This window comes from Paenibacillus sp. FSL R7-0198, from assembly GCF_038000415.1.
In the GTDB taxonomy this organism is placed as follows: domain Bacteria; phylum Bacillota; class Bacilli; order Paenibacillales; family Paenibacillaceae; genus Paenibacillus.
Map to the genome: position 1 here is coordinate 2,447,284 of NZ_JBBOCB010000001.1, position 25,739 is coordinate 2,473,022.

Sequence of the window (25,739 nt, forward strand, 5' to 3'; positions counted from 1 at the left end):
CTAGAGGGGGCTGCGCTTCGCAGCCTCTTTGTCTGTTTCCAGCATCTCTTCAGGGAGTTCCAACTTACTTGAAATCATCTGCTCACGCAGCACAGCCCACTGTTCCCTTGAAGCACGAATCATGGCCGCATCTGTGATCCGCTTGTCATGAATGACCTTGCTGAACCATTGCACTGCTTCATTAAACCGTCCTACCCTGCGGTTCAATTCCCCGAGCAAATACAACAGTTTGGCTTCATTGCCACCCGTTCCTTCACGTTCGAACACCTTCACATAGGCTTCAAGGCTAAATTCAAGAAAACGATGTTCCTGTGCATGGTCCTCCATATAACGATACAACCAAGCTATATGATGCAACAGACCAGCGACGACACGATCTTTCTCCTGAATAACCTGTGCGCACAGCAAGGCAAGCTTGTACGTAGCCAGCGCCTGTTCCAGTGTTCGTGCTCCGCTATAATCACGTTTTACCCAGCGATTACCGACCTGTTCCTTAAAAGCCTTGCGCTGAGCATCATTCAAATGCTCCGTTGCGTTCTCCGTCGAGGCAAACCCGCACTGCGGACAGATGCGAACCACATAAAAATCTGGATTCTCCAGCTTGTAGTACGCACAAAAATCCGAATCCGTCCGGTAGGGCCTTTTCAAACTCGGTCTTACCCGTGAGGTTTCATACTCGGTTTCGCAATAATGACAGGTCACCTTCACCTTATATAGCGGCTCTAATTCCAATCTCTTCCATCCCTCTCCCGTACGCTTATAATCATATTCGGAACTACGGTGTATTCACAAAATGATGTGCTGGCCCGGATAAACGCTGCAGGATAAACGAATGCAAGGGCTCCTCCACACCAATCTGTGTTAAGGCTTGATCCATACATGCAAGCCAAGCCTCGGCCCGTTCAACCGTCACTTCAAAATGCATATGACGGGCACGCATCATCGGATGTCCAAATGCCTCGGAAAACAGCCCTGGTCCTCCAAAAAATTGAGACAAAAACATATACTGCTTGTCGATGACCGGCTGAATATCTTCCGGGAAAAGCGGAGCCAGTTGCTCATTCTGCTGAACGATTGGATAGAAAGCCTCGACCAGTGCGCGAACACCTTTCTCACCGCCAAGATTGTCATAAATACTCAAACTGGGATTCATGCGTCTGATTCCCCTTTCTGATGTCGAATTTTGCCATATATTACACGTTCCGTGAACATTGTGAAAACAGTAACAATATCAAGGCCCCTAAAGCCTTTATCTCCATTCTATCAAAAAAAACCAAAAAGTCCTATATAACATGAAATCATCAGGACATGTAACCAGGTCATCTGTATATAGGACCTTCTTCAAAAAATAATAAAAAAAAGCGCCAACCGCATAGGTTGGCGCACTAGATATTCCATTAATAACTCCGCCAGTCCTCTTCCTCAGAGCGTACCAGCGAGGCACGTATCACATATACAAAAGCACAGACCAGGATTCCGGTGACAAGACTCATGATCATCACTCCATCCGAATTGAATTCCACCTTGGAGACAATTAGGTGACGTTCAGGCGTTTTTCTCATTTTAGCATACATCACTCAAAAACACAGCCACTTTTGCAAGCGCTTTCTACGTATAATTTTGTACTGTTTGTCCACTTTTTTTCATATATTGATGGCAATAGGCATCACAGACTTCCGCACACCGACCATTCCAAAAATAAAGGAGAAGAATTCATGGCTGCTTCACAACGACTCACCCATGTCCTGGTCACACTCGCTCTCCTGATCCTTTGTTTGTTAATGGTCTTGTATCCAGCGGAAACCTGGCATGCAGGTGTACGCGGACTGTCCATCTGGTGGGACGTATTGTTTCCCTCCCTTTTTCCTTTTTTGGTGCTGTCCGAGCTGCTGCTCGGCTTTGGCATTGTTCATTTTCTAGGTACCTTGCTTAATCCACTGATGCGTCCATTGTTTCGTGTTCCCGGAAGCGGTGGTTTTGTATTTGCCGTGAGCTGTGCATCCGGTTATCCAACAGGGGCGAAACTGACCGCTCAGTTATGGGAACAAAAGCTGGTTACCCGGGAAGAAGGAGAACGGCTCGTTGCCTTCACGACATCATCCGATCCGATCTTCATGATTGGAGCGGTATCGGTTGGCTTCTTCCATAATGTCGCCATCGCTCCAGTATTGGTTGCGAGCCATTACGCTGCAGCTTTTCTGGTGGGTATGCTCATGCGTTTTCACGGGGGTACAGCAAAAGGCTCACAGCCAGACATCTCTTCTGCATCTCCACCGAGGGAAATACATAGAAACAGACTGGTCCGGGCCATCTATGCAATGCATGAGGCAAGAAAGGCTGACGGACGGGCATTCGGTGAACTGCTGCGCCAGGCAGTCTCCTCATCCCTTCGCCTTATTATTATCGTAGGAGGGCTGGTTGTATTCTTCTCGGTCATGATGGAGTTGCTTGTACAGACCGGTTGGCTTGGTGGATTATACGGGATAACCGAGCAATTGCTTCGACATAGCGGGCTTCCTCCATCCTTATCTCCTAGCTTGGTCGGGGGGTTATTTGAAGTAACGCTGGGGAACAAAGAGGCCGGAAGTGCCGGTGCATCCATCCCTCTCGTCTATAAAGTCGCAGCAGCAGCCTTTGTTCTCTCCTGGGGTGGATTATCCGTCCATGCACAGATTATGAGTATTCTGAGCAACACACCCATGAGATACGGTCCATTTCTATTTGCCAGAGCAATTCATGCGCTCATCGCACCTGTGCTGGTCCTGATGTTGTGGACACCCATGATGGGGCGTTCCTCTTCACCCGTTCTCATGGAGCCCGGTTCCATCCCATCGTTATCTGCGTATTCACCGGACTGGGGACTGATTTTCTTATCCGGAATGATTGTTTTTGTAAGCCTCATCGTATTGTTGTTATTCCTTGCGATATTAAGTTCCATTCTCAAGCCTAGACGACATGCCAAAAATAAGTGAACGATTCATCTATATTTAACTGAATATGCGCCCAAACGTTGTGTTCTTCCGCGGAATTGATTATCATCGGTAGTATAATGACCACAAAGGAGCTTTCATCTTGAGATACTATGTTCAAGACCGCGGAGACCAGTTATCGATTGATCTCAGTCAGCAGTTTCATGCGCTGGCGAAGGAAGAAGGGTTCAAGCTGGATGCAGAATCGCCGGAGATTGTTATCTCCATCGGGGGCGATGGTACGATGCTACAGGCATTTCACAATTTCATCGACCGCATTCCGGATATTGCTTTTGTTGGGGTTCATACAGGCCATCTCGGCTTTTACGCCGATTGGAAGAAAGAAGAATTACGCGAGTTAGTCAGGCTGATGAGTGGCAAAGGAGATCCGGAGCGTCTCAAACCACGCATTGTACAATACCCGCTATTGGAGCTTGAGATTCGGAAAAAGTCGGGGAATTCCTCTTACATCGCCCTTAATGAATTTACGTTAAAAGGTGTAGACGGTACCGTTGTGGCGCAGGTCGATATTAACGATGTGACATTTGAAATGTTCCGTGGCGATGGCATCTGTGTATCCACGCCATCAGGCAGCACGGCATACAACAAAGCCCTCGGCGGTGCCATGGTTCATCCAACCATCGAGGCGATTCAGATTGCGGAGATTGCATCGATTAATAACCGGGTCTATCGGACACTTGGTTCACCGGTTATTTTGCCCAAGCATCATCATTGTGATATTTTCTCCCGCAAGGATCAGCGGTTATTGATGACGATTGATCATGTGAACGTGATGGTGGAGGATCTGATCTCCGTCCGTTGTCAGGTATCCAGTCACAAGGTCAGTTTCGCGCGTTTCCGCCCTTATCCATTCTGGAACCGGGTTCGCACGGCATTTCTTGACTAAAATAAACACACCAAAAAAGCGGTCCTTCTCAGGAACCGCTTTTTGCTTTGGCTTGAGGCTGATCCTTGCTTTTCTGAAGCACAAAGTACGCACAGCCAAAATTACAATATTCATTGATATAATCCACCATACTGGCGATTGTGGAATCCTTCGTCGCTTTTGGATGGTTATCACGGTAGAAACCTTTTAACCTCAACTGGCTATAACCCCAGTCTCCGATAATATAATCATAACGCTCCAGCACTTCACTGTAACGATCACGGAAGACCTCTGGATTCCAGCCCTCTTTGTGGTTCTGGACGATTTCATAATTTTTGCCGCCGATCTGTACAATGACCGGTTCTTTAGGCTTTTCCTCAACTGATTCAACAACCGATTCCTGAACCGGCTCCTGGATCTTCTCCTGAAGTTGGTCCTGAATCTGTTCTGTGATTTTTTCTTCTTCCAATCCGGTATCCTCCATCACGCGTGTGTTGCCGCCTGTTCAGCATGTTTGGTAGCCGATTTCACCTGTTCATGCGCATGGTAGGAGCTGCGAACCATTGGGCCGGACTCGACGTGGCTGAACCCACGTTTCAATCCTTCCTGTTTCAATGCAGCGAACTCCTCTGGCGGATAATACTTTTCAACATACAGATGTTTCTCCGATGGCTGCAAATATTGACCAATCGTCATAATATCACAGTTCACCGCACGAAGATCATCCATTGTTGATAAAATTTCATTATATTCCTCACCTACACCAAGCATAATGCTTGATTTCGTAGGGATGTTAGGTTGCATTTCTTTGGCACGAGCAAGCAATTCCAGTGAACGTTTATATTTCGCCTTGGCACGCACTTTGTCTGACAACCGCTCAACCGTTTCAATATTGTGATTCAGAATGTCCGGTTTGGCATCCATTACAATCTGCAAAGATTCCCGATCGCCCAGAAAGTCTGGAATGAGTACTTCAACGCTGCACAATGGCAACCGCCGCCGTACGGCCTTTACCGTCTCTGCAAAAATCGTAGCTCCCCCATCCTTCAGGTCATCACGGGCTACACTAGTAATTACGCAGTGTTGCAGATTCATCTGCTCTGCTGCTTCCGCCACACGTTCTGGTTCCTGCAAATCAAGCTCCGTTGGCAAGCCTGTATTCACCGCGCAAAAACGGCATGCCCTTGTGCAAATGTCGCCCAAAATCATAAAAGTGGCCGTTCGATTGGCCCAGCATTCATAAATATTCGGACACCGTGCTTCCTCACATACCGTATGCAGCGTTTTGGAACGCATCATCGTTTTCATTTCCTGATAGTTATCGCCGGTTGTCAATTTGATCCGAATCCAATCCGGCTTCGGTTCTTTAACACGTTTAGCCAATGCATAAACCTTCTTTCTACTGAAGTTAGGCTGTTGCTCGGAACATATTATACCATGAAAGCGCTGGAAAAACCCCCATTTGTCACATCTTGTGCATTCCTGCCCGATATGGACAATTTGTATAATTCGATTCCCCCCAAGAGCTTACATGGATAAAATGAGAACTTTTGAAGAACGCTAACCTTTAGCTTGGTTCATCGGGTACCTTGTATCATTCTAATGGAAAGGGGCTGCTTCCCAGTGCAACAACGCTTGACCTTCAGGCAAACGTACCGCTTTTGGATCAAAACATTACTTGCAGGTACTCTGCTTCTCCCATTCTTGCCTGTTGAAGTTTACAGTGAACCCGCCCAGGCCGCTCCCAAACCACAGGCTACCGAGTTAAAACCCGCAGACATTTTCGCTGCACGTCGCCATTTATATGAAACCATCGGTCAGATGACCCAGATTCCCTGGTACAGGCTTGCCGCCATTGATCAGTATGAACGAACGATTACCCGTGCACACCCGAAGGATCGCAAGCATCCGGAGCGGCTTACGGGTATCTTCATGACCCCTCCGGCCTGGAGAGGATGGCTAAATCCCGATGAGACGGATCAACATCCGGAATCCATTCTTTTTTTCAAAGGATATGGACGTGATGGTTCAGGAGACGGTATAGCGAATGCCAACAATGATCAGGATGTGCTGTACAGCATGGCTTCGGTTATTCAAGGTTACGGAAACAAGCAAGAGGACTTCAACATTGCCTTGTGGGAATATTATCACAACTCCCGTGCTGTGCAACGGATACAGCAATTCGCGAAGTTATATGAGCATTTTGACAATCTGGATCTATTCGGACATGCCTTTCCGGTCCCGCTCGGAACCAACTACTCCTATCGCAGTACCTGGGGGACGAAACGAAGCTGGGGCGGTTATCGCATTCATGAGGGAACGGATATCTTCGCTCCGCATGGCCTGCCTGTGCGCAGTACCTGTTACGGGGTCGTGGAAATCAAAGGCTGGAACCCGTTTGGCGGCTGGCGCATCGGAATTCGGGATTTGAACAACCATTATCACTATTACGCCCACCTCTCGGGTTTTGACAAGAGCGCACGCATTGGTGAAGTTGTGATCCCCGGTCAGGTTGTGGGTTGGGTTGGCAGTTCGGGTTACGGTAAACCGGGCACGCAGGGCAAATTCCCTCCACATCTGCACTATGGGATCTACCGGGACAGCGGACTGCACGAATGGTCGTTCGATCCTTATCCACTGCTGAAACATTGGGAACAGGATGAACGCAAACAAAAGAACAAGAAAAGCAAGTGAGACGAGTAAATGCATGATCAGCAAAGCGAAAAAGGGACCTCTTTAATAGAGGCCCCTTTTTCGCTTTGCTTTGCAATTCAAATTTGTGTGTATCATGGCTGGGTATCCTTATTAGGTTGCAACCCCCCATTCATATCAGGCAGATCATCCGGCTCAATTTCAAGTTCATTCCCTTGCAAAGGGTTTGACGGCGTCTGTTGCTGGTTCTGGCTAGGGGGATTCGTAGTTACTCCATTATCGCTTGATACACCCGTATGACCTGATGGCAGCGCAATAGCTGGGGCATTACTGCCGTTACTGCCCACTGGCTTGCCCTGATTATCGTAATAATACATTGGCACATCCCCGACAACCAGCAGGTAGGAAATCGGGATCTCCGTATCGACCGTTTCGGGCTCCATGTCAAATGGCACCACGACCGCGACCTCAGCAATGATGTGAATGTACACTTCCACCAAAATCATGTTAATACCCGCATTCTGCTGACGGGTGTTCAGGTCCACTTTGACAGCGCCCTGGGGCTCTATACGAACCGGTATACTCGGGCCAAATGAAGCCAGCACCGGACTGCCGAGCGCCTGCCCCAGCGGGATTTTTTCTTTTAACATGTGTACATTCTGCAGCGTGGATTGCACGATATTCATCGTACTTGCGGTGATTCGCATATGCTCATTGTAGTTCAGCATGAAACCGGACACTTTTCCGGCGGTATCCGTCTTCCAATCAATCAGTCCTTCGTTGGTTTTGCCATCTGCAACCTGTGCTGTAATTGCCTTGTTGATCGCTTCGGTCGCAATCTGCTTCACTCTGATCTTGGCCAAGTGCATGATGGGGGGCTTCATTTTCTTATCTACATAAGCAAAGCCCTGCATCAAACAAAACGCGGTGACCAATAAAATGATTAACCACATTTTGCGTTTGCCGCTTGGCGGCTTACGGCGTCTCCGGCTTCGCCATTTTCTTCTCATCATCGAAGTGTCCCTCCCCTACGGGATGAGCTATAGGCTATATGTTAACCTTATGCACCGTTGTCCCGAAAAAGAAGGACAGTACGTGGACACTGGATAGAAAGTAACAACAACATTAAAGGGACAAGTACTCCTCGTACTCCTCATTGGCTAAACTAACAGGAAATCGGAAACTACATAAACAGAGATAAAAAAACCTTTCACCCGCAGATTACTCTGCAAGGCGAAAGGTTTTACGTTCAGACCAACCAAAGATTCAGGCCATGTCTATCCTTTTATTTCGGAACAGATTCCCAGTCTTTCAGGAAACGTTCAATTCCGCTGTCCGTCAGTGGGTGTTTCCAAAGTGTTGGCAGAAGCGAACCCGGAATGGTGGCAATATGCGCACCGGAAAGGGCTGCATCCTCTACATGTTTGATATTGCGAATGCTTGCTGCGATAATCTCGGAAGGCAGATCATACATGTCCAGAATAAGACGCAGATCACGAATCAATTTCATACCATCCACCGCAATATCATCCAAGCGACCAACGAATGGACTGATGAAGGTTGCACCGGCTTTCGCCGCCATCAGGCCCTGTGCTGCGGAGAAAATCAGCGTAACATTGGTTTTAATCCCTTTTTGCGTCAACTCATGACAAGCATATAGCCCATCTTCGGTCATCGGCAATTTAATGACTACATTCGGTGCCCATTCTGCAATTTCATAAGCTTCCTTCAACATATCCTCGGCTTTGAGACCGATGACTTCAGCACTGACCGGGCCTTTAACAACGCCACAGATCTCCTGAATGACTTCTTTAAATACGCGACCTTCTTTGGCAATCAAAGACGGGTTAGTCGTGACTCCATCCACCAGACCCAGACGTTCGATCCGTTTGATTTCTTCCACATTCCCTGTATCTAAGAAAAATTTCATGATATGTTACCTCCACTTGATGAATTCGTAAACACGATATAAGTCATTACCCGATTCTCATCATATGTTAACAGTTATATATAAAATTAATTTTTCTCTACAGCGTGACCGCCAAATTCATTACGCAATGCTGCTACCACTTTACCTGTGAATGTATCTGTTTCCAGGGAACGATAACGCATCAGCAAGGACAACGCGATAACCGGAGTAGCGGTTTGAAGGTCAAATGCCGTTTCTACTGTCCAGCGTCCTTCACCGGAAGAGTGCATTACGCCTTTAATTTCATCGAGGTTTGCATCTTTGGAGAAAGCACGTTCTGTCAGTTCCATCAACCAAGAGCGGATAACGGAACCGTTGTTCCATACACGTGCTACTTGTTCGAAGTCGAAATCAAATCCACTTTTCTCCAATACGTCAAAACCTTCACCGATGGATGCCATCATACCGTACTCGATACCATTGTGAACCATTTTGAGGAAGTGACCACTGCCCGCTTTACCAGCATACAGGTAGCCATTCTCCACGGAAGTATCTTTGAATGCCGGTTCAACGATGGCCCAAGCTTCCGGGTCTCCACCGATCATATAACATGCTCCATTACGTGCACCTTCCATACCGCCAGATGTACCTGCATCCATGTAGTGAATGCCTTTAGGTTTCATCTCTTCGTAACGGCGGATGGATTCTTTGTAGTGGGAGTTACCCGCTTCAATAATGATGTCGCCTTTGGACAACAATGGACTCACTTCAGCCAGCACAGCATCTACCACGTTGTGAGGGACCATGATCCACAATACACGTGGGGATTCGAGCGAAGCCACCATCTCTGCGTATGAAGATACGCCTTCAGCGCCGTATTCTTTCATTTCATTTACTGCTTCAGCGTTCAGGTCAAAAGCAACCACTTCGTGTTTGTGATCAATCAGGTTTCTACCCAGGTTCAATCCCATTTTTCCTAATCCGACAAGTCCTAGTTTCATTTCAAAATCCTCCTGTTATGAACAATGTTTAAATTTCACTTTTGTTGCAGAGCGCCAGACTACATTCCCGTTTCGCAGCAACCGTTCCGGTTACGGCTCGTTCTTTCGATCGCTGTTGTATCCAAATTTCTTTTCATCAACCTTTAAATTGATGAAATTTGGATACAAAGGCGAACGCTTTGCTTCTACAGAATCGACTCCGTCCCCTACACTACGTCGCTACTTAGGCAAAAAATTCAGTGCGTCCGCTAATCTATATTCAAAAATTTTCACGGCCTTCCGGCCACATAACCGGAAGGGCTTATGCAAAATTGGAACGGTATATTCGTGATAGATACTGTGTTATATCAACAATTTACACCTTCGATCCAACTCGCTTCTGAGTACAAGCTCTAAGGTAATAAAACATCTCGTTCTATATCCTGCTAACTTTGAAGACGCAATTGGATTGTGCAAAATATTCATGGGTGAGCAGAACGGATTGTACTGTTGTTTTTACTGTTTTGTTCTTTTATGCCCACTCTTTCGTTTCACTTACCACCAACGGTAGCCGTCTGCTGCTGTCAGGCGATCTGCTGACTCTGGTCCATGCGAACCAGCGCTGTACGTATCCAGTGGCACGCTGCCTGCTTCAAATGCTTCCTGAATCGGTTGCACCCATTGCCATGCCAGCTCCACTTCGTTCCAGTGAGCGAAGAAGGTGGAATCGCCACGCATCGCATCAAAGATCAAGTTCTCGTAGGCTTCAGGAATGTTACGTTTACCTGAGTTGAAGGTCATATGCATGGGTTCCACTTCACCATGGTTCAATGGATTCTTCGCATTTAATTGAAGGGAAATACTTTCTCCCGGACCAATTTCAATCGTAAGCAGGTTAGGTTCCGTTGTATTCTCGGATTCATGCCCCGTTTTGAGCGGAGACTTGAATTCAACAACGATTCTGGTGGATTTCTCAGCCAGGCGTTTACCTGTACGGATGTAAAATGGAACCTCACTCCAGAATGGATCATCAATCCACAGTCTTGCGGCAACATAGGTCTCGTTCTGAGATCCGGCAGGGATGCCAGGCTCGTCCAGATATCCAACAACCGAAGAACCTTGCAGCTCACCTGCTGCATATTGCGCACGAACAACTTCAGATGCGATATTTTCTTTTGTCAACGGACGAAGTGCTTCAGCAATTTTTTGTTTTTTGAATTGAATTTCTTCCGGTGTGCAACGTTTTGGCAAATGCAAACCAATCATCATCAGCAACTGAAGCATATGGTTCTGGAACATGTCACGAAGGGCACCGCTTTGGTCGTAATACGCGGCACGTTCTTCAACACCCACCGTCTCACTTGCCGTGATTTGTACATTGGCAATATAACGGTTAGACCACAACGCCTGAATTACCGGATTTGCATAGGTGAGCGTCTCAATATTTTGAACCATCGGTTTACCGAGGAAATGGTCAATGCGATAGATCTCTTCTTCCGCAAAGGTATTGCTCAGTTTTTCGTTCAGATCACGAGCCGATTGCAGATCGTGTCCGAATGGTTTTTCAATAATCAGTTTCTTCCAGCCTTTGGTGTTACCCAGGCCACTTTCTTGAATGTTTAATGCGATTGGCTCAAAGAATTCCGGTGCCACCGACATGTAGAACATGCGGTTTTCGGGAATGTTAAGCTCTTGTTCACGCTGTTGAACCAACTCCAACAGTTTGGTGTAATCTTCAAGCTTCGTATTATTTAAAGAACAATAACGGAAAGCTCCAATGAAATCACGAACCTGAGATGCTTCTTCTGGCGTCTGACGTGAGAATTCGTGCAGTGACTTTTCAACATTGGCCTGGAAGTCCATATCCGACAATTCACGTCGTCCCAATCCGATAACGGAGAAAGATTTCGGCATTTTCTGATCCATGTACAAATTATATAATGCAGGGTAAATCTTGCGTTTGGCTAAATCGCCTGTTGCCCCGAACAGGACAAATGTCATTGCATCCATTGGAGTGCCTCCTGTGATCTGTGCAGTATAGTATATGATGTTGCAAAATGTTCAAATCCAAGCATGACAAAAGACGGAATAAGTGGGTATGGTCCCCGCCTTGCCTCCGTTTATATAACACACCTGAATTCAACCATGGAACATTCCTTCTCTCCACAACCTGTGTTTAGGTTATAAATTGTAACCATTTGAATTAACGTTACCCATATTACACCTGTCGTCACAATTCGTCAACAATCGTGTCGAACCTGTGAACTCCAGTGTTTATAGGGTTTTTATTTGATGATAACGCTTTATGTGGTAACATTAAGAACAATTGGTATGTGACATTTTACACATATGGCCTGTGGACAAGTAGGTTACAATAAGTATACTAATGATATTACAAGCAATACTAAATCAAAGGAGTACAATCATGAGCGATGATGAGAATGCCAAGCAAATATGCACAAAAGTGGAACAATCTTATCAGATCATTGGCCGAAAATGGGTAGCCCTCATTATCCATGCGTTGATGGAGGAGCCCAAACGCTTCAGTGAGATTCACGCTTATATCCCTGACTTGAGCAAACGTGTGTTAAATGAGCGAATGAAGGAATTGGAGGAAGAAGGACTTGTGGTTCGCCATGTGGTCACGGAACGTCCAGTTCGAACTGAATATATGTTGTCACGAAAAGGCACGGAACTAGGGAGAGCTTTAAGCGCCGTGGAACGTTGGGCTGATAAGTGGCTGTAACATTTTGAGGAATCATTATGATTTGTTTAGCTTGAAGGTAACACGTGCAATCCCGGAGGAGGAGTAACGCATTTAGCAAATGGCTAGTGCAATCCGCATCCGGGATTTATTTACTTCAAACGGTGAATACTAATTGTATATATAGAGACGTAATAACGCTACTTTTTGCAAACCAAATGAATGCTCACTACTCTGGTCAAATTGTTGCCCATGTTGTCGTAGGTTCGTCCCCGCAGATTTGCGAAATAACTGGATGAAATACGATCCGTTTGTAAATCCGGCACGTCTGCCAATCTCCTCCACCGAAAGTGGTGTTGTATCAAGGAGAACATAGGCTTGCTGCAACCATTAAGCTGTGACATATTCCGTAATGCTGCTACCTGTCTCTTGATGAAAAATGCGGGAAGCATATGATTTGGACAGATGAACATCTGCCGCTATCTGGTCCAATCTGATCTCATATTTGAAATGCTCTTCAACCCATTGCATCATCTTCTCCAAGTGTTTCAGATGACGTGAATCCGCTAACCGTGAAAGCGCTACATTTGCACCCTCTTTCTGTTGATCCAATCCCTGATTATGGAGATTATTATCTGGAAGCAATTGCGAAGTTACATGGATGGAAAAACCGAGTGTATTAATTTTTTATGGTGATGTAGGTGTAATCGACCTAGTACAAAAAGATGCCCATTCTCACTCATATGAGGGGCATCTTTTTCATGTAAAATACTACGAATCCAACTTCCTCCCGAGTGTAATACTCGAATCCTCGAAGTTCTCCACCGTCGTTTTCTTTTCATAAAAGTGTACGGCATGTTGCATAATTCCTTCTCTTGTGTAAAACGCGTCTTCCGCCCCTATTGGAAAAATAACCTTTTCTCCTGTGCTTGCCGACTTATAGATACCCACAATCAGTTCAAGCGTATTTCGACCACTTTCTCCGTCCACCAGAAGGGGTGATCCTGTCTCAATAGCGTTTAACACATTCTCAACTTGCCCAGCGTGACCGACATAAGTAACATCCGGTAATTCGTCAGCGAACTTCTGAATCTGGTGTTCCAACTCTCGATTCGGTTCCGGAAATCCGTTATTTCGCGCGGTAGAAGCAACCACTTTCCAAGGTGCAGATACCCGGGCTTTTTTCCCCTGAAAAATTAACTGCTGCTCCTCTCCGTGATGTACAACGGAACTGGTAATCATGCCAAGCGCCCCTTCCTGGAAGCGAAGCATCGCCATGGATATATCCTCAACTTCTGCATTATCATGTGCGGTATTCGCCATCATGGCCTGTAATTCCACTGGAGGTCCCATCATCCAGAGCATGGCATCAATATGATGAACCGCATGATTAAGGGTACAACCTCCGCCTTCTTTTTCCCATGTCCCGCGCCACCACAGATCATAATAATTGTGGCCCCGCCACCAGAACGAATCAACCTGCACATGTACGATGGGGCCCATCCGTTTACTGTCCAGCACACCTTTTAGCTTCATCATCGGTGTCGTAAACCGATTCTGTGCTACTACGGATAACAACTTGCCAGTTGCTTGCGCTGCTCTCAACATCAGATCCGCTTCCTCCAGAGAAGAGGCCATCGGTTTTTCGACCAACACATGCGCACCTGCTTGCATGAAATCACACGCAATTGAAGCATGTGTATACGGCGGCGTACAGACTGATACCAGATCAATGTTTTGGGCAAGTAACTCTGTGTAATCCGTGACAGCTTGTGCACCTTCCAGACCATATTCATTAATTCGCTTCTGTGCTTTTTCCACGTAGATATCGACCACAGCAACAATCTGACATCGCTCAGGGAATGCAAAATATGCTGAGATATGTGCTCCACTAATTGCACCTGCTCCGATAATCGCTACTTTTAACATCATCGTTGCATACCTCCCTTATTCCCTTCACAATACACAATAATAAAGCGCTTTTATGCGTTCATCTTGTGCTAAAATATAACTATCTTGCGCATGATAAGGGAGGCATTCATGATGTCCATCATCCTGGGAGAACAATTTAAACTGGCCTGTCGTCGTACATCCAACACTACGTTTCGCGAAGTGTTCCATGCTCATTCCCAGATGGAGATAACCTATATCCACGAAGGATATGGGCAGTTGATAACCGAAGGTCAGGTTTTCTCCCTTGAACCCGGTATGCTCATGGTTTTTCGACCTTTCCAATTGCACCACGTCCAGATTCAAGTATCCAGACAGCAGCCTTTCATTCGAAATGTACTCATGGTTGAGCTTGATCTACTGAAGACACATTGGTCGCAATTTAGAGTTACACACCACTTCATACAGGATCTGGTGGGAGAGCAATCCCCCATTCAGCCCATCCGACTTACGGCCATTTCCCCACTCGTTCAACGAATGGAACAATATGCAGATACGTATCCAGGTCTGCTTCCCCACGAAGTAGAGGAGGATACACGCCTCTTTGTATTGGATCTGCTCGCACAACTTCGCTATCTGTGGCAAGACGGGCAGCAAAGCCGTTCCCAAGATGTACTTGCGTCCAGTCCAAATGTACTTCACCCTCATGCCGAAGCCACCATGCAGTGGATTGAACAGCACTACCAAGAGCCTTTTCGTTTGGAGCATATCGCAGATACACTTCATCTATCCCCCTATCATCTATCTCATGTATTCAAAAAAGCGACTGGCACCACAATTGTTGCTTATGCTCAAGCCACCCGCATTCGTCATGCCTGTGTGTTGCTCACCCGTTCCTCGCTCACCGTTCCCGAAATCGGTCACCGTGTTGGTATGACCAGCCCCTCCTACTTTTGCAAAGTATTCCGTACTACCACAGGCTCTACACCGCATCAATATCGGCTGAAGGTGCAGGGGAGGAAGTAACAGTCACAACAACAAGAACGAAGCGAAAAAATTCACTTCTCCGCTTCTTCTCCACTTTCACAGTTCACCCGAATTAACGCAAATTGAGCTCTAACCGTTTCAAATAGGGGATTAGGCGTCTCTCTAGCTGGTTTAAATCATCCTTCTGCTCCGCCGACAAACGTTCCTCATGAATACTTCCATCCTTGTCCATCACCATAACTTTGTATTTCTTCATTTGTTCATAGACAGACTTGAACTCACGATATTGTTCCTTGGTAAATGTCTTCTCTGCCTGTTCCAACTGTTCCGTCCAAAATTGCTCCTCGTCCATCCGTTTTTTGGAGGACCCTACACTCACAGCTTCCAGCTTCTCGAAAAACGGTTCCAGCTCAGCTGCAAGAAGGTTATATCGTTCCTGCTCCACTGTACTCCACTGCTCTGGATGCATATTGCCTTGAGAATCGGCATGCTTCATGGCCATTTGTCCCATTTGCTTCAACAGGTCCATATATTGAACAAATTCTTCTTCGCTGAAATGGGCCTTGGCCGTCTGCAACTTTGCTTCCAACCTCATATAATCCTCAGCTGTTCCCCCCATAGCTTTAATATTCTCCTGTGAACCATATATTCCGTCTGCGAGATAGGTGTACCCTGCGTAGGCTCCGGTGGGAACAATTAGTACAACAGCCAATAGCCCAGTGACCAGCCATTTTTTTCGATTTCTCCTGATGTGTGAATCATTTCGAATACTATCCATCATTTTGTGTTTAATACTCGCAGAGATGGACCAGTCTTTGGTTTCTTCCTGGTAGGCTGTTCGCAACTGTTCATCGAGTTTCATGCAGATCCTCCACCTTTCCCCGCAATCTCGGATTCATCTTCTCTTTCAATCTCAACTTCGCCAGCGCCGCATGTATACGCGATTTTACGGTTCCAAGCGGAATCTCTAATATGTCAGCAATCTCCTCTTGCGTGTATTCATTTAAATAATGAAGGGTGACCACCTGCTGCAGCTTGTACGGCAAACGGCGGACCAGTTCCAGCAGAGGCCGATTCGCCAGTTTGTTGACCAGATCAGTGGAAAAATCATATTCTAGTCCCACGTCAGATTTTTCGATCCGCTTGCCAAACCGAAACTGCATCAATCTTTTGCGTCGATAACTCTGGACCTGCCGCATCGTCACACCCATTAACCAGGGACGAAAAGCACGCTCCGCATCATATCGCGCTAATGATCGATACGCCTGAATGTAAATCTCCTGTACTACATCCTCCGCGTCAGACTTGTCCTTGATGAGAAATCGCACAGTTTGATATACCCCCGTCACTGTTTTCTCATATAATTCTCCATATGCTTCTTCACGCCCAGCCCGTATTAACGTTACAAGTTCTATGTACTCATCATGCTCACTCATTATCCATCCCCCTCCTCCTTACACTATATATTGGCATGACAGCATTATTTCGTTCGATTTATTTATTGAATGAGTAGGTATGGCTGAATCTGATACAAAAAGGTCCTCTTGTGTTTATCATGATATAATATACCTAATTTTGATATAATTGGAGGTTCTGCATCTGAGTTATAAGATCACCTTTGGTCTTTTGCTATTATCTTATTTCGATCATCGGATCGGTAATCGCCAGAAGCAACCTCGAGGCCTACGCCACGGTATACAGACTTATTGGGATCTTGGTCGTCTCTTTTTCTTTCGAAAGCGGATATAAGGGAGTAACTTAGCAGGGGTGGTCACTACTGTAATGAAACTTTTCAGCAAATTGTACTCGGAATATTTACTGATTCCACGACCTTTACGTTTACTGTTTCTATGGGGATGGATTGTTTTGTTTTTTGTTGCTGGTACCAAATTCAGATGGTTCTACTTCCTACATTAAACTGATTTCAAAGAAGTCTGATCCCCTGGGACATAAAAAAGAGCTGAGTCGTCATTATGACGTCTCGGCTCTTCTTTGATGCTCATCCTCTTCCTTGCAGATAAAGATATAGGTAATCAACTCGGGCCCGCTTATACCGTTCCTTTTCGAGACTAACTTTACTTGATATTCAGAAATTCATATCACTTGATCACCGCTCCTGAGTATATCCACCTGTTCAAGTCTTGCCAGTACGTTGGCAAGGCTTTTTCTCTTGAACGCAGTTGTGTGGCTTTGCTAATGTATTCTTTAGATTTTCTTCAGATTTATGCTCATTAATTCCTTAGTTTTTTTCATTAAGATTGCTATATCAACAAGAGAGGAGGCCAAACAATGATCAGTAATACGATCTTAGAGCTACTTCATCAGTATGGATATCTGATTTTTTATTTTGCCTTCTCATTGGGGCCTTTCGGGATTCCAATTCCAAATGAGATCACGATTATCAGCGGTGCCATTCTGAGTCACACAGGAGTTATCAATTCATGGATCACATACTTCTGTATTTTATCAGGACTATTAACGGCCATTACCTTTGCTTATTTTGCAGGGAAGTTATTTGGAACCAAGATAAAACACAGATTTCAACATCATAAACACTTTGTCAAAGCTGAACTGATTCTTAATAAGAGTGGCAATTGGGCGATGTGCATCGGTTTGTTCATTCCAATCGTGCGATATGTTCTCCCTTTGGTCATTGGGCTAAGCGGCGTGCAGTATAGAATATTTGCTCTCATCTCCTATTCCAGTGCTTTGTTATGGACCATAACGTATTTTACAGCGGGAATCTACTTCGGCGGTCCCATTCTTTCTACGCTCCAATTATTACATTTCTAACTGGTTTTGATAACAGACCATCACATATACGGAGGAACCACAATCATGAATTCCAATGAACCTGTTTTATTCCTGAAAAGCTTTCTTCAAAGCCCTAAACATGTCGGTAGCATCATACCCAGTTCCCGGTTTCTCGCCATTAAAATGGTGAAGCAAGCCTCTTGGCTAGAGGCCAAAGCAGTCGCCGAGCTCGGATCGGGTACAGGTGCTGTCACTCGTTATATTCAACAAGAGGTGCAGGGTTCAACGAAGGTGTTGTTGTTTGAGATGAACGAAACGATGAGGAATACTCTTAAGACGGCATACCCGGAGTTCTCCTGTTATCCAGACGCCGCTCGATTGGTAGAATCCATGAATCAAGAGGGCGTTCAGCAACTGGATTACATTTTTAGCGGATTGCCCTTCTTCAACTTTGAGCCTGAATTAAGAAATACGTTGGTAGACCAGATCTATAAGGCACTCAAACCTGGAGGGTTATTCATCGCCTTTCAATATTCACTTCAAATGAAAAAAACATTATCGGAGCACTTTATCATCGAAAAAATAGAATTAGTGCCTTTGAATATCCCACCTGCGTTCGTTTATGTCTGTCGCAAAAAGGAAACAATTTAAACATCTTAGGCTATCGTTTACACTGATATTATACTAATTTTTAAGGAGTGTTGAATTGTGAATACCGTTCTCGTGGTTGATGATGAACCCGATATCCGTGATGTCATTCATGTCTATTTACGTAACGAAGGATATCAGGTCATTGAAGCAACCAATGGTGAGGAAGCGCTAAATATTATCAAAACAACATCGGTCCAACTCGTAATACTGGATGTCATGATGCCCATCATGGACGGAATCAAAGCCTGCTTCAAAATAAGAGAAATATCATCCACTCCGATTATTATGTTATCCGCCAAGGAAGAGGACATCGATAAAATTACAGGCCTGACTACCGGGGCTGATGATTACATGGTCAAACCGTTTAATCCGTTAGAGTTACTGGCTCGCGTTAAAGCTCAGTTACGACGTCAAACACTGATTGGCAAAGCCGAATTCAATTCACTTATCCTGATCAAGGACCTTGTCATTGATACAAGTAAACATTCCGTGAAGCTCAAAGAAAATGATATTTCGCTTACACCACTGGAGTTTTCCATTCTGGTGTTGCTTGCCAGCCATCCTGGACAAGTATTTAGCTCGGAGAAGATTTACGAAACCGTATGGAAAGAACCTTACGGGTATTCCGATAATACGGTGATGGTTCATATTCGTAACCTGCGAGAAAAGCTGGAAGTGAATCCACGGGAACCTCAGTATATTAAAACGGTATGGGGAGTGGGTTATAAAATTGATTAAACGATTACCACAGTTTAAAAAAAAGATACAGATTAACATCCTATATCGAATGTTGATCAGTTTATTGATTTCGTTTGTTGGTTCTGTGGGTGTAAATAATATGTTGATCATAGGTGCCGCAAAAATTAGTGAAAAATTTAATTGGCCTTCACTTCTCTACATCTTTCCTTATGTCCTAACACCAATTTTCATCGTAATTTTCACGTTAATTTTTTTGTTTTCCACACGAAAAATTGTGAGAGATCTCATTACTTTGGAGCAAGGACTTCAATTCATCTCAGAAGGCAATCTGGACTATCGGGTGCCTGTCAATCGACAAGATGAACTTGGACGCGTCGCTTCCAACATCAATCACATGACTGAACAGTTGCAGCTGCAGATCATCAAAGAGCGTGAGCTGGAGAAATCCAAGATGGACATGATTACGGGGATCTCTCATGACCTGCGCACACCGCTTACCAGCATCATCGGGTATATTGAGCTTCTTAGAACAGAATCATTTCAAGACAAAGCAGAGTATGACCGCTTTATTCAAAACACCTATAACAAAGCAACGCATCTAAAGAAGCTGCTCGATGATTTATTTGAATACACACGTCTAACCTCAGTAGATACCCAATTGGATTTGAAAAAGGTTGACCTATATCAGCTGTTAGACCAGTTGTTGTTTGAATTTGAACCGTTAGCTCAGGAGAATGGTATTCATATCGAGAAAGAGATCGGTAATGCCCCAATTATGGCCTGCGTGGATAGTGACAAGATTGCTCGGGCTATCGATAACCTTCTCATGAACGCCCTGAAGTATTCCTTTAAACCTGGTGTGATTCACATTCGAATGAGTATGCACCATGAGCACATTACCATTCAAGTCGAAAATAAAAGTGCGCCGCTCACAATGGAGCAAAAAGATAAACTGTTTGACCGTTTTTATAAGGTGGATTATTCAAGAAGCAGTGAAGGCATTCAAGCGGGGTCAGGTTTAGGTCTTTCGATAGCAAAAAATATTGCAGAGCTACATCAAGGCACCTTGACGCTTCAACATACACATAACGTATTTACATTCGAGTTAAACTTGCCTTCCAACATCAAGTGAACCATCAATGAATTCAACCATGGAGGATACCGCGATGAAAACATCCGAACCATTTCTTTTCCTGCAAGGATTTCTGAGGAATCCCAAACGAGTAGGCAGTCTCCTGCCCAGTTCCAAATTTCTAGCCCGTAAAATCGTCCATTCTGTACGATGGGAGGAGGTTAGAACCATGGCTGAGCTGGGGCCAGGAACAGGTGCCGTCACTCGTCTCATGAGAGCACATTTACCGAAATCTGCAACCGTGTTTTTATTTGAAAGAGACCCCAAAATGAGGAATAATCTAAAGAAAACATATCCTGAATTCATGTTCCATTCGAATGCATCCTATCTGTTGAAAAGGATCAATCAAGAACATATCCATCAGTTGGATAGCATCATTTGCGGACTGCCATTTTTTAATTTTTCCAGAGAAATGAGACAAAACATCCTGTCACAGATTCATACAGCGCTCCGACCTGGAGGCACCTTAGTGTTATACCAGTACTCACTTCATATGAAGAAACAATTAGCTGAGTTATTTGAGATGGAGAAAATTCAATTTGTGCCTTTCAGCTTTCCTCCTGTTTTTGTGTATGTTTGTCGTAAAAGAAAAGAATGAAGAACAACGAGAAGCGATCGACTTGAGGAAGACTTGATTTATCCTCTTTATATGTTTAATGTCCTGTCTTGTCCTGTGAGGATCTAATCATGCGAGTCATCATCTTACGCGGCAACAACCGCGGCATAAACGCGATGAATCGGTTTCGAGCACCAGGCATAATTAACGTCTTGCCACGTAAGAAACCTCGATACCCTTCTTCGGCCACCTGTCCGGCTTCCATGATCGGGCCCTGCAACATCTTCGAGACACCCATACCCGAACGATCCACAAACCCGGTGGATGTCAGGCCTGGACACAGTGCCGTTACCGTAACGCCAGTTCCACTTACTTCATTCTCCAAAGCCTCGGTGAATGATAGCACATATGCCTTTGTTGCATAATATACCGACATCATCGGTCCTGGGAAAAAACCTACCAACGAAGCCACATTCATCACACCGCCGTGTCCACGTTGGATCATATCCGGCAAGAATAGCTTTGTCATGATGGTTAAAGCTTTGATATTCACGTCAATCATATTAACTTCTTGCTCCATATCCGTTTCCATAAACGTCCCGAACAGACCGAAGCCTGCATTGTTTACAAGATAGTCAACAACAATCCCCTTTTCCTTCAGCTCATTATAAATCTCCTGTGGTACCCCAGGTGCTGCTACATCTTTGGCAATAACCGTCGCCTGAATGCCATACTTTTTCTGATACTCCTGAGCTAGATCCTGTATTTTACCCTCACTTCGTGCTACCAGCACAATATGATGTCCACCTTTGGCAAACCGATCCGCTAACTCTTTACCGATCCCACCCGATACCCCTGTGATTAGAACTGTCTTTCTCATATCGTTACCTGCCTCTCTTTTCTATAAATATATTTCATCTGGAACACCCATATTAGAACGAACATTCTTTTAATGTGAAAAAATAGATTACCTTCGTATGAGATCCATCGATAGCATCGCTATACGAAGCAGTTTTTCCTTGGTCATCGAGGTCTTGGACATCCCCCTTAACCCAATGCTAACGTTATGCAGATATTCCGCCAATACCTCGGCGTTGTACTCCGTTGTGAATTCACCTTCTTGCTGTCCCCACACAATAATGTCCTTGATTAGTTTCTCCGTATTTGCAAACATCTCCGTCGATCGGTGGTTCATGTCTTTATCGCGTGCCGCCAATTCTACCGTCGAATTAACAATGAAGCAGCCTGATGCTGGAGATTCCTCTCCATGAATTAAAGAAAGAAATATAAACTGAAGTGCTTCAGTTGCCGTTTTAGAACGCTTTACGCCTGCTGCAAGGGCTGAGCTGATTTTGTGATCATACAGATCTACTGACTTTAGAAACAAGGTATGTTTGTCGCCAAATGTGTCATACAAGCTTTTACGATGAATTCCCATATGATTAACCAGATCCGTCATAGACGTCTTCTCATATCCTTGTTCCCAAAAAAGTCTCATCGCTTTATCCAGTACAACAGACTCTTCGAACTCTTTGCTTCTCGCCATTGGCTTCCCTCCTGTTCAGAAAACGAACATTAAATAGCATGAGCACCATCTTAACGAGCCTTTAAAAGGTAACAATGACTTTGCCCTGAGAGTGACCCGTGGATACTTTAATCAATGCCTTTTCAATGTCGTCAAACGTATACGTAGAATCAATCGAGGGTTTAATGTCTTCTTTTTCTACAAGAGCTGTGATTTCTTGCAATTGAATCCCACTGGAATGCACAAATAAAAAACGATATTCATTTTGATTCTTACGCGCTAAAGAATCCAGGCGTGCACCTACGAGACCAAACAATGCTTTTTTCCACAACGGGAATTGACTGTCCACTGCAAAGCGATAATTGGGTCCCGCCTTCAAAGAAACTAATTTGCCCTGTGGTTTCAAAATACTCAATTCAGCTTTGATCTCATCCGCACCCAAGGTATCGATCACATAATCGATATCGGACAGAATATCAGCATACTGCTCGGTCTTATAATCAATGAATTGATCTGCTCCAATGGATAAACTACGTGCTCTGCCCCTCTCACTGCCACTTGTAATAACCGTTAATCCCATGGACTTGGCAATCGGGATGGCCATCGCACCGAATCCACCAGTTCCGCCAGGTATAAACAACTTTTTATTCGGTTCAGCTCGGAGTACATCATGCAATGCTTGATATGCGGTCAAGGCAGTAAGGGGTACCGCAGCAGCTTCGGTAAAAGAAAGATTTCCAGGCATCATGGATAAGGCATCCTCATGTACAGCGGCATATTCAGCAAAAGCACCAATTTTATTCAGTGGCAACCTGGTATAAACCGAATCCCCCACTTTAAAATTCAAAACATCATCACCGACGGCTTCAATGACACCCGATAATTCATTCCCTAAAGTTAGAGGTAGCTTATAGTCGGCAATCATCCGAACACTGCCATTCATATTCAAGATATCCAGCGGATTTACACCCGCAGCTTTTACTCTGACAAGGACCTCATGGCTATGAATCTGAGGTATCTCAATATTATTGATTTCCACTTGGATTTTTTTAGAGTATTTCTGTATTTGAGCTGCTCTCATCATTTATCCTCATCCTTTGCTTGTAGACTATAAAAGTTGAAGTCAAGATTATTTACACTGACACTACGATGACAGAACAACCTTCCAATCGCTGTTATCGTGTAAAATGATTAGTCCAACTTATGTAGGAACATGGCGCGCAATGTTCAGTTGTACGCCATGCTCTATGCTTTGTGCTAGTGCTGCCCCTCTTATGACTGTAATTCTTCCAACGTGGGATAATCTGTGTAGCCTTTACTTCCCAATCCAAAGAATGTTGTCGGATCTGCTTCATTCAGTGGCGCACTTTGTTGAAGTCGTTCCACCAAATCTGGATTAGCTAAGGACCATACACCTACAGGTACCACATCAGCGAGACCGCGATCTAAATCGACACTGAGATCATCCAACGTTCTTCCAGCCCGATTGACCAGCAATGGATTTTGCCAGATCGAACGAATGTCTTGGAGTAGGTTCTCATCTCCAAGATGCATAACATGAAGGTAAGCCAAATCCAATTGAGCTAATTCTTTTACAAGGTAGCGATACAGATCAGGACCTTGTTCGCCATCTTGAATTCCACCCAGCGGTGTCCCTGGTGAGATACGGAAGCCTGTTCGTTCTGCCCCTATTTCCTCCACGATGGCTTTGGTTACTTCAATCGCAAAGCGAGCACGATTTTCTATAGATCCGCCATACTCATCTGTGCGTGTATTCGAATTTTCACCCAAAAATTGATTGATCAAGTATCCATTGGCTCCATGAATTTCGACGCCATCCGCCCCTGCTTCGATCGCTGCGGCAGCTGCTTTTCGGAAATCGGCAATGGTCGTTTGAATATTTTCCTGACTCAATTCCCGGGGAACGGGGATATTCTGCATCCCTGTAGCCGTAAACATTTCTACACCCGGTGCGATTGCAGATGGAGCAACCGGTTGACGATGATGCGGGGTATTATCTGGATGTGACATGCGACCCGCATGCATTAATTGGATATATACATATCCGCCAGCTTCATGCACCGCATCCGTTACCTTTTTCCATCCTTCAATATGCTTATCGGTGTAGATGCCAGGTGACCACAAGTATCCCTGTCCATCATCAGATGGTTGTGTTCCTTCCGTAATCAGAAGTCCCATCGTTGCACGCTGAGCATAATAAAGTGCCGCCAACTCTCCAGGTGTACCATCTTCTTGTGCTCGACTGCGTGTCATAGGTGCCATCGCTAGTCGATGAGGCAATTCCATGTTGCCAATCTTTGTTTTACTCCATAACTTTTCCAATGGAATGTACTCCTCTTCTTATTTGGGATTTTGTAAATGTATCCTAAGGATTCTGCAGTATTAATTCAATTCTGAAATCACCGGGTAGATTGCACCAGTCAGCTGAAAATCATAGTTCTGATCTACAATTCCTACGACCACTTCATTGTGATCATACAGATCGATCATGAAGCCTGCCATTTCTTTAGCTGTATGGTATTTGGGCATATTCGCTTTGTAATCAAATCCTTCAGCATCTATTGATTTTTGTACAAATTCTGTTTCCGTGATCGCTGGTGCCAGGATCTTCGCTTTTAGTTTTGCACCTTTCAGTTCCAGTTCTTTGGCAAGACCTTCTGTGAAGGCACTAACGTAGTATTTTGATGCAGAATAAGCAACACTGCCTACAGCAATGGCATATCCGAGTGCGGATGAGACGTTAATCAATTGAGTGCCTTCCACATTCCCATAATCTCGCACATACAGTGTAGATAGAATGGTCAAAGATTCGATGTTAACACGCAACATGGTCTCCACTTTATCCAAATTCTGTTCAGCAATGAACGAGCCTTCTCCAAGCCCTGCATTATTGATCCAAGTCTCAATTTCATATTCCTTCAAATCGTTATACAGTGCGTATGCCTCTGCGGTAACAGACAAGTCGCTTGTGTGAACAATAACAGTTACTTTCGGATCGATACTCTGAATAGTTGATTTAAGTTCTTCCAGCTTATCCAATCTTCTAGCTACCAAAATCAAGTTTTTGCCCCGTGCTGCAAATGCCAATGCTGTTTCATATCCAATTCCTGAACTTGCTCCTGTAATCACTGTGTATTTCATTATATTCTCTCCCTAATATTCTTTAGATTAGTGTAATTCCGGTTTTTAGAACGATCATTCTTTAATGTGTAAAAAAAACAGTTAGATCTAACTTGCTGTTAGCATATCATTTCTAGAACGAACAGTAAAGAATTATTTTATATATAAAAAATATGCTTGGAACATACTTAAATGAGAATAAAAACACGCTATATAAACCATTTTTATATCATAAATTGAGAATTCCTATATCGTTTCATAAGTTCTTTCATTGAATAATCTAATGTCAGGCCGCTGGCCACAA

General features: G+C 44.7%; 29 protein-coding genes. 10 read left to right on the forward strand and 19 right to left on the reverse strand.

Annotated elements, in window-relative coordinates; all coding sequences use genetic code 11:
- From MKY87_RS10510 to MKY87_RS10520, 3 genes are all read right to left on the reverse strand, one after another.
- Complete coding sequence (locus MKY87_RS10510; protein WP_338588502.1) at positions 1-732, reverse strand: DUF2225 domain-containing protein; 732 nt, start codon at positions 730-732, stop codon at positions 1-3.
- A gap of 43 nt (positions 733-775) precedes the next feature.
- Positions 776-1,153, reverse strand: a complete 378-nt coding sequence (locus tag MKY87_RS10515) for a globin domain-containing protein (protein WP_036605723.1) — start codon at positions 1,151-1,153, stop codon at positions 776-778.
- Positions 1,154-1,397: 244 nt separating this feature from the next.
- Complete coding sequence (locus MKY87_RS10520; RefSeq protein ID WP_155984997.1) at positions 1,398-1,562, reverse strand: hypothetical protein; 165 nt, start codon at positions 1,560-1,562, stop codon at positions 1,398-1,400.
- 153 nt (positions 1,563-1,715) lie between these two features.
- Here MKY87_RS10520 and ylbJ point away from each other — a divergent pair, with 153 nt between their 5' ends.
- Both ylbJ and MKY87_RS10530 read left to right on the forward strand, forming a co-directional pair.
- Positions 1,716-2,972, forward strand: a complete 1,257-nt coding sequence (gene ylbJ / locus MKY87_RS10525; RefSeq protein ID WP_340964344.1) for a sporulation integral membrane protein YlbJ — start codon at positions 1,716-1,718, stop codon at positions 2,970-2,972.
- Positions 2,973-3,072: 100 nt separating this feature from the next.
- Positions 3,073-3,876, forward strand: coding sequence for an NAD kinase (locus MKY87_RS10530; RefSeq protein ID WP_036673293.1), 804 nt, complete (start codon positions 3,073-3,075; stop codon positions 3,874-3,876).
- 28 nt (positions 3,877-3,904) lie between these two features.
- On the opposite strand, the gene MKY87_RS10535 is transcribed toward MKY87_RS10530, so the two are convergent.
- Complete coding sequence (locus tag MKY87_RS10535; RefSeq protein WP_340964346.1) at positions 3,905-4,324, reverse strand: YutD family protein; 420 nt, start codon at positions 4,322-4,324, stop codon at positions 3,905-3,907.
- A 14-nt stretch (positions 4,325-4,338) separates the two neighbouring features.
- Positions 4,339-5,238, reverse strand: a complete 900-nt coding sequence (gene lipA / locus MKY87_RS10540; protein WP_017692371.1) for a lipoyl synthase — start codon at positions 5,236-5,238, stop codon at positions 4,339-4,341.
- Between the two features lie 240 nt (positions 5,239-5,478).
- Between lipA and MKY87_RS10545 the strand changes: the two genes are divergently transcribed.
- Positions 5,479-6,549 carry a M23 family metallopeptidase gene (locus tag MKY87_RS10545; protein ID WP_340964348.1) on the forward strand — a complete coding sequence of 357 codons (1,071 nt, stop codon included), beginning with the start codon at positions 5,479-5,481 and terminating at the stop codon, positions 6,547-6,549.
- 92 nt (positions 6,550-6,641) lie between these two features.
- Here the strand turns inward: MKY87_RS10545 and yunB are convergent, their stop codons facing one another.
- From yunB to zwf, 4 genes are all read right to left on the reverse strand, one after another.
- Complete coding sequence (gene yunB / locus MKY87_RS10550) at positions 6,642-7,520, reverse strand: sporulation protein YunB (protein WP_340964350.1); 879 nt, start codon at positions 7,518-7,520, stop codon at positions 6,642-6,644.
- Between the two features lie 272 nt (positions 7,521-7,792).
- Positions 7,793-8,437, reverse strand: coding sequence for a fructose-6-phosphate aldolase (gene fsa / locus MKY87_RS10555; protein ID WP_249912808.1), 645 nt, complete (start codon positions 8,435-8,437; stop codon positions 7,793-7,795).
- An 86-nt stretch (positions 8,438-8,523) separates the two neighbouring features.
- The gene (gene gnd, locus MKY87_RS10560; protein WP_017692367.1) at positions 8,524-9,417 is read right to left on the reverse strand and encodes a phosphogluconate dehydrogenase (NAD(+)-dependent, decarboxylating); all 894 of its coding nucleotides are present in this window, start codon (positions 9,415-9,417) and stop codon (positions 8,524-8,526) included.
- Between the two features lie 534 nt (positions 9,418-9,951).
- Positions 9,952-11,406, reverse strand: a complete 1,455-nt coding sequence (zwf, locus tag MKY87_RS10565; RefSeq protein ID WP_133387427.1) for a glucose-6-phosphate dehydrogenase — start codon at positions 11,404-11,406, stop codon at positions 9,952-9,954.
- Between the two features lie 415 nt (positions 11,407-11,821).
- Here zwf and MKY87_RS10570 point away from each other — a divergent pair, with 415 nt between their 5' ends.
- On the forward strand, positions 11,822-12,142 hold the full coding sequence (locus MKY87_RS10570; protein ID WP_036605715.1) for a winged helix-turn-helix transcriptional regulator: 321 nt from the start codon (positions 11,822-11,824) through the stop codon (positions 12,140-12,142).
- A gap of 129 nt (positions 12,143-12,271) precedes the next feature.
- On the opposite strand, the gene MKY87_RS10575 is transcribed toward MKY87_RS10570, so the two are convergent.
- From MKY87_RS10575 to MKY87_RS10585, 3 genes are all read right to left on the reverse strand, one after another.
- Entirely contained in the window at positions 12,272-12,487 is a 216-nt protein-coding gene (locus MKY87_RS10575) for a hypothetical protein (protein WP_340964353.1), read from the reverse strand.
- Positions 12,488-12,490: 3 nt separating this feature from the next.
- Positions 12,491-12,712, reverse strand: a complete 222-nt coding sequence (locus MKY87_RS10580) for an AraC family transcriptional regulator (protein ID WP_340964356.1) — start codon at positions 12,710-12,712, stop codon at positions 12,491-12,493.
- Between the two features lie 159 nt (positions 12,713-12,871).
- Entirely contained in the window at positions 12,872-14,029 is a 1,158-nt protein-coding gene (locus MKY87_RS10585; protein WP_340967420.1) for a Gfo/Idh/MocA family protein, read from the reverse strand.
- Between the two features lie 111 nt (positions 14,030-14,140).
- Between MKY87_RS10585 and MKY87_RS10590 the strand changes: the two genes are divergently transcribed.
- The gene (locus tag MKY87_RS10590) at positions 14,141-15,016 is read left to right on the forward strand and encodes an AraC family transcriptional regulator (protein WP_340964359.1); all 876 of its coding nucleotides are present in this window, start codon (positions 14,141-14,143) and stop codon (positions 15,014-15,016) included.
- 73 nt (positions 15,017-15,089) lie between these two features.
- Here MKY87_RS10590 and MKY87_RS10595 read toward each other — a convergent pair whose 3' ends face one another.
- Both MKY87_RS10595 and MKY87_RS10600 read right to left on the reverse strand, forming a co-directional pair.
- Complete coding sequence (locus tag MKY87_RS10595) at positions 15,090-15,839, reverse strand: DUF3600 domain-containing protein (protein ID WP_340964362.1); 750 nt, start codon at positions 15,837-15,839, stop codon at positions 15,090-15,092.
- Positions 15,826-16,413, reverse strand: coding sequence for a sigma-70 family RNA polymerase sigma factor (locus tag MKY87_RS10600; RefSeq protein ID WP_339788991.1), 588 nt, complete (start codon positions 16,411-16,413; stop codon positions 15,826-15,828). The genes MKY87_RS10595 and MKY87_RS10600 overlap by 14 nt, the downstream gene beginning before the upstream one ends.
- Positions 16,414-17,266: 853 nt before the next feature.
- Here MKY87_RS10600 and MKY87_RS10605 point away from each other — a divergent pair.
- The 5 genes from MKY87_RS10605 to MKY87_RS10625 are packed head-to-tail and all read left to right on the forward strand — an operon-like array spanning position 17,267 to position 20,811.
- The gene (locus MKY87_RS10605; RefSeq protein ID WP_340964365.1) at positions 17,267-17,770 is read left to right on the forward strand and encodes a DedA family protein; all 504 of its coding nucleotides are present in this window, start codon (positions 17,267-17,269) and stop codon (positions 17,768-17,770) included.
- A 45-nt stretch (positions 17,771-17,815) separates the two neighbouring features.
- Positions 17,816-18,382, forward strand: coding sequence for a class I SAM-dependent methyltransferase (locus MKY87_RS10610; RefSeq protein ID WP_340964367.1), 567 nt, complete (start codon positions 17,816-17,818; stop codon positions 18,380-18,382).
- Positions 18,383-18,439: 57 nt separating this feature from the next.
- Positions 18,440-19,120, forward strand: coding sequence for a response regulator transcription factor (locus MKY87_RS10615; RefSeq protein ID WP_340964369.1), 681 nt, complete (start codon positions 18,440-18,442; stop codon positions 19,118-19,120).
- 49 nt (positions 19,121-19,169) lie between these two features.
- On the forward strand, positions 19,170-20,213 hold the full coding sequence (locus MKY87_RS10620; protein WP_340964371.1) for a sensor histidine kinase: 1,044 nt from the start codon (positions 19,170-19,172) through the stop codon (positions 20,211-20,213).
- Between the two features lie 34 nt (positions 20,214-20,247).
- The gene (locus MKY87_RS10625; protein ID WP_340964374.1) at positions 20,248-20,811 is read left to right on the forward strand and encodes a class I SAM-dependent methyltransferase; all 564 of its coding nucleotides are present in this window, start codon (positions 20,248-20,250) and stop codon (positions 20,809-20,811) included.
- Positions 20,812-20,866: 55 nt separating this feature from the next.
- On the opposite strand, the gene MKY87_RS10630 is transcribed toward MKY87_RS10625, so the two are convergent.
- From MKY87_RS10630 to MKY87_RS10650, 5 genes are all read right to left on the reverse strand, one after another.
- Complete coding sequence (locus MKY87_RS10630; protein ID WP_339788979.1) at positions 20,867-21,649, reverse strand: SDR family NAD(P)-dependent oxidoreductase; 783 nt, start codon at positions 21,647-21,649, stop codon at positions 20,867-20,869.
- Between the two features lie 87 nt (positions 21,650-21,736).
- Positions 21,737-22,315, reverse strand: coding sequence for a TetR/AcrR family transcriptional regulator (locus MKY87_RS10635; RefSeq protein ID WP_340964376.1), 579 nt, complete (start codon positions 22,313-22,315; stop codon positions 21,737-21,739).
- A gap of 61 nt (positions 22,316-22,376) precedes the next feature.
- Positions 22,377-23,375 (reverse strand): NADP-dependent oxidoreductase, encoded by a 999-nt coding sequence (locus MKY87_RS10640; protein WP_340967422.1) that lies wholly within the window; start codon positions 23,373-23,375, stop codon positions 22,377-22,379.
- Between the two features lie 191 nt (positions 23,376-23,566).
- On the reverse strand, positions 23,567-24,637 hold the full coding sequence (locus MKY87_RS10645) for an alkene reductase (RefSeq protein WP_340964378.1): 1,071 nt from the start codon (positions 24,635-24,637) through the stop codon (positions 23,567-23,569).
- 60 nt (positions 24,638-24,697) lie between these two features.
- Positions 24,698-25,456, reverse strand: coding sequence for an SDR family NAD(P)-dependent oxidoreductase (locus tag MKY87_RS10650; protein ID WP_340964379.1), 759 nt, complete (start codon positions 25,454-25,456; stop codon positions 24,698-24,700).
- Between the last annotated feature and the right edge of the window lie 283 nt (positions 25,457-25,739).

Coding starts and splice junctions, on each gene's coding strand:
- MKY87_RS10515 (WP_036605723.1), bottom strand. CDS start 1,153: ATGAATCCCAGTTTGAGTATTTATGACAATCTTGGCGGTGAGAAAGGT.
- MKY87_RS10520 (WP_155984997.1), bottom strand. CDS start 1,562: ATGAGAAAAACGCCTGAACGTCACCTAATTGTCTCCAAGGTGGAATTC.
- ylbJ (WP_340964344.1), top strand. CDS start 1,716: ATGGCTGCTTCACAACGACTCACCCATGTCCTGGTCACACTCGCTCTC.
- yunB (WP_340964350.1), bottom strand. CDS start 7,520: ATGATGAGAAGAAAATGGCGAAGCCGGAGACGCCGTAAGCCGCCAAGC.
- fsa (WP_249912808.1), bottom strand. CDS start 8,437: ATGAAATTTTTCTTAGATACAGGGAATGTGGAAGAAATCAAACGGATC.
- gnd (WP_017692367.1), bottom strand. CDS start 9,417: ATGAAACTAGGACTTGTCGGATTAGGAAAAATGGGATTGAACCTGGGT.
- zwf (WP_133387427.1), bottom strand. CDS start 11,406: ATGGATGCAATGACATTTGTCCTGTTCGGGGCAACAGGCGATTTAGCC.
- MKY87_RS10570 (WP_036605715.1), top strand. CDS start 11,822: ATGAGCGATGATGAGAATGCCAAGCAAATATGCACAAAAGTGGAACAA.
- MKY87_RS10585 (WP_340967420.1), bottom strand. CDS start 14,029: ATGTTAAAAGTAGCGATTATCGGAGCAGGTGCAATTAGTGGAGCACAT.
- MKY87_RS10590 (WP_340964359.1), top strand. CDS start 14,141: ATGATGTCCATCATCCTGGGAGAACAATTTAAACTGGCCTGTCGTCGT.
- MKY87_RS10595 (WP_340964362.1), bottom strand. CDS start 15,839: ATGAAACTCGATGAACAGTTGCGAACAGCCTACCAGGAAGAAACCAAA.
- MKY87_RS10600 (WP_339788991.1), bottom strand. CDS start 16,413: ATGAGTGAGCATGATGAGTACATAGAACTTGTAACGTTAATACGGGCT.
- MKY87_RS10605 (WP_340964365.1), top strand. CDS start 17,267: ATGATCAGTAATACGATCTTAGAGCTACTTCATCAGTATGGATATCTG.
- MKY87_RS10610 (WP_340964367.1), top strand. CDS start 17,816: ATGAATTCCAATGAACCTGTTTTATTCCTGAAAAGCTTTCTTCAAAGC.
- MKY87_RS10620 (WP_340964371.1), top strand. CDS start 19,170: ATGTTGATCAGTTTATTGATTTCGTTTGTTGGTTCTGTGGGTGTAAAT.
- MKY87_RS10625 (WP_340964374.1), top strand. CDS start 20,248: ATGAAAACATCCGAACCATTTCTTTTCCTGCAAGGATTTCTGAGGAAT.
- MKY87_RS10630 (WP_339788979.1), bottom strand. CDS start 21,649: ATGAGAAAGACAGTTCTAATCACAGGGGTATCGGGTGGGATCGGTAAA.
- MKY87_RS10635 (WP_340964376.1), bottom strand. CDS start 22,315: ATGGCGAGAAGCAAAGAGTTCGAAGAGTCTGTTGTACTGGATAAAGCG.
- MKY87_RS10640 (WP_340967422.1), bottom strand. CDS start 23,375: ATGAGAGCAGCTCAAATACAGAAATACTCTAAAAAAATCCAAGTGGAA.
- MKY87_RS10650 (WP_340964379.1), bottom strand. CDS start 25,456: ATGAAATACACAGTGATTACAGGAGCAAGTTCAGGAATTGGATATGAA.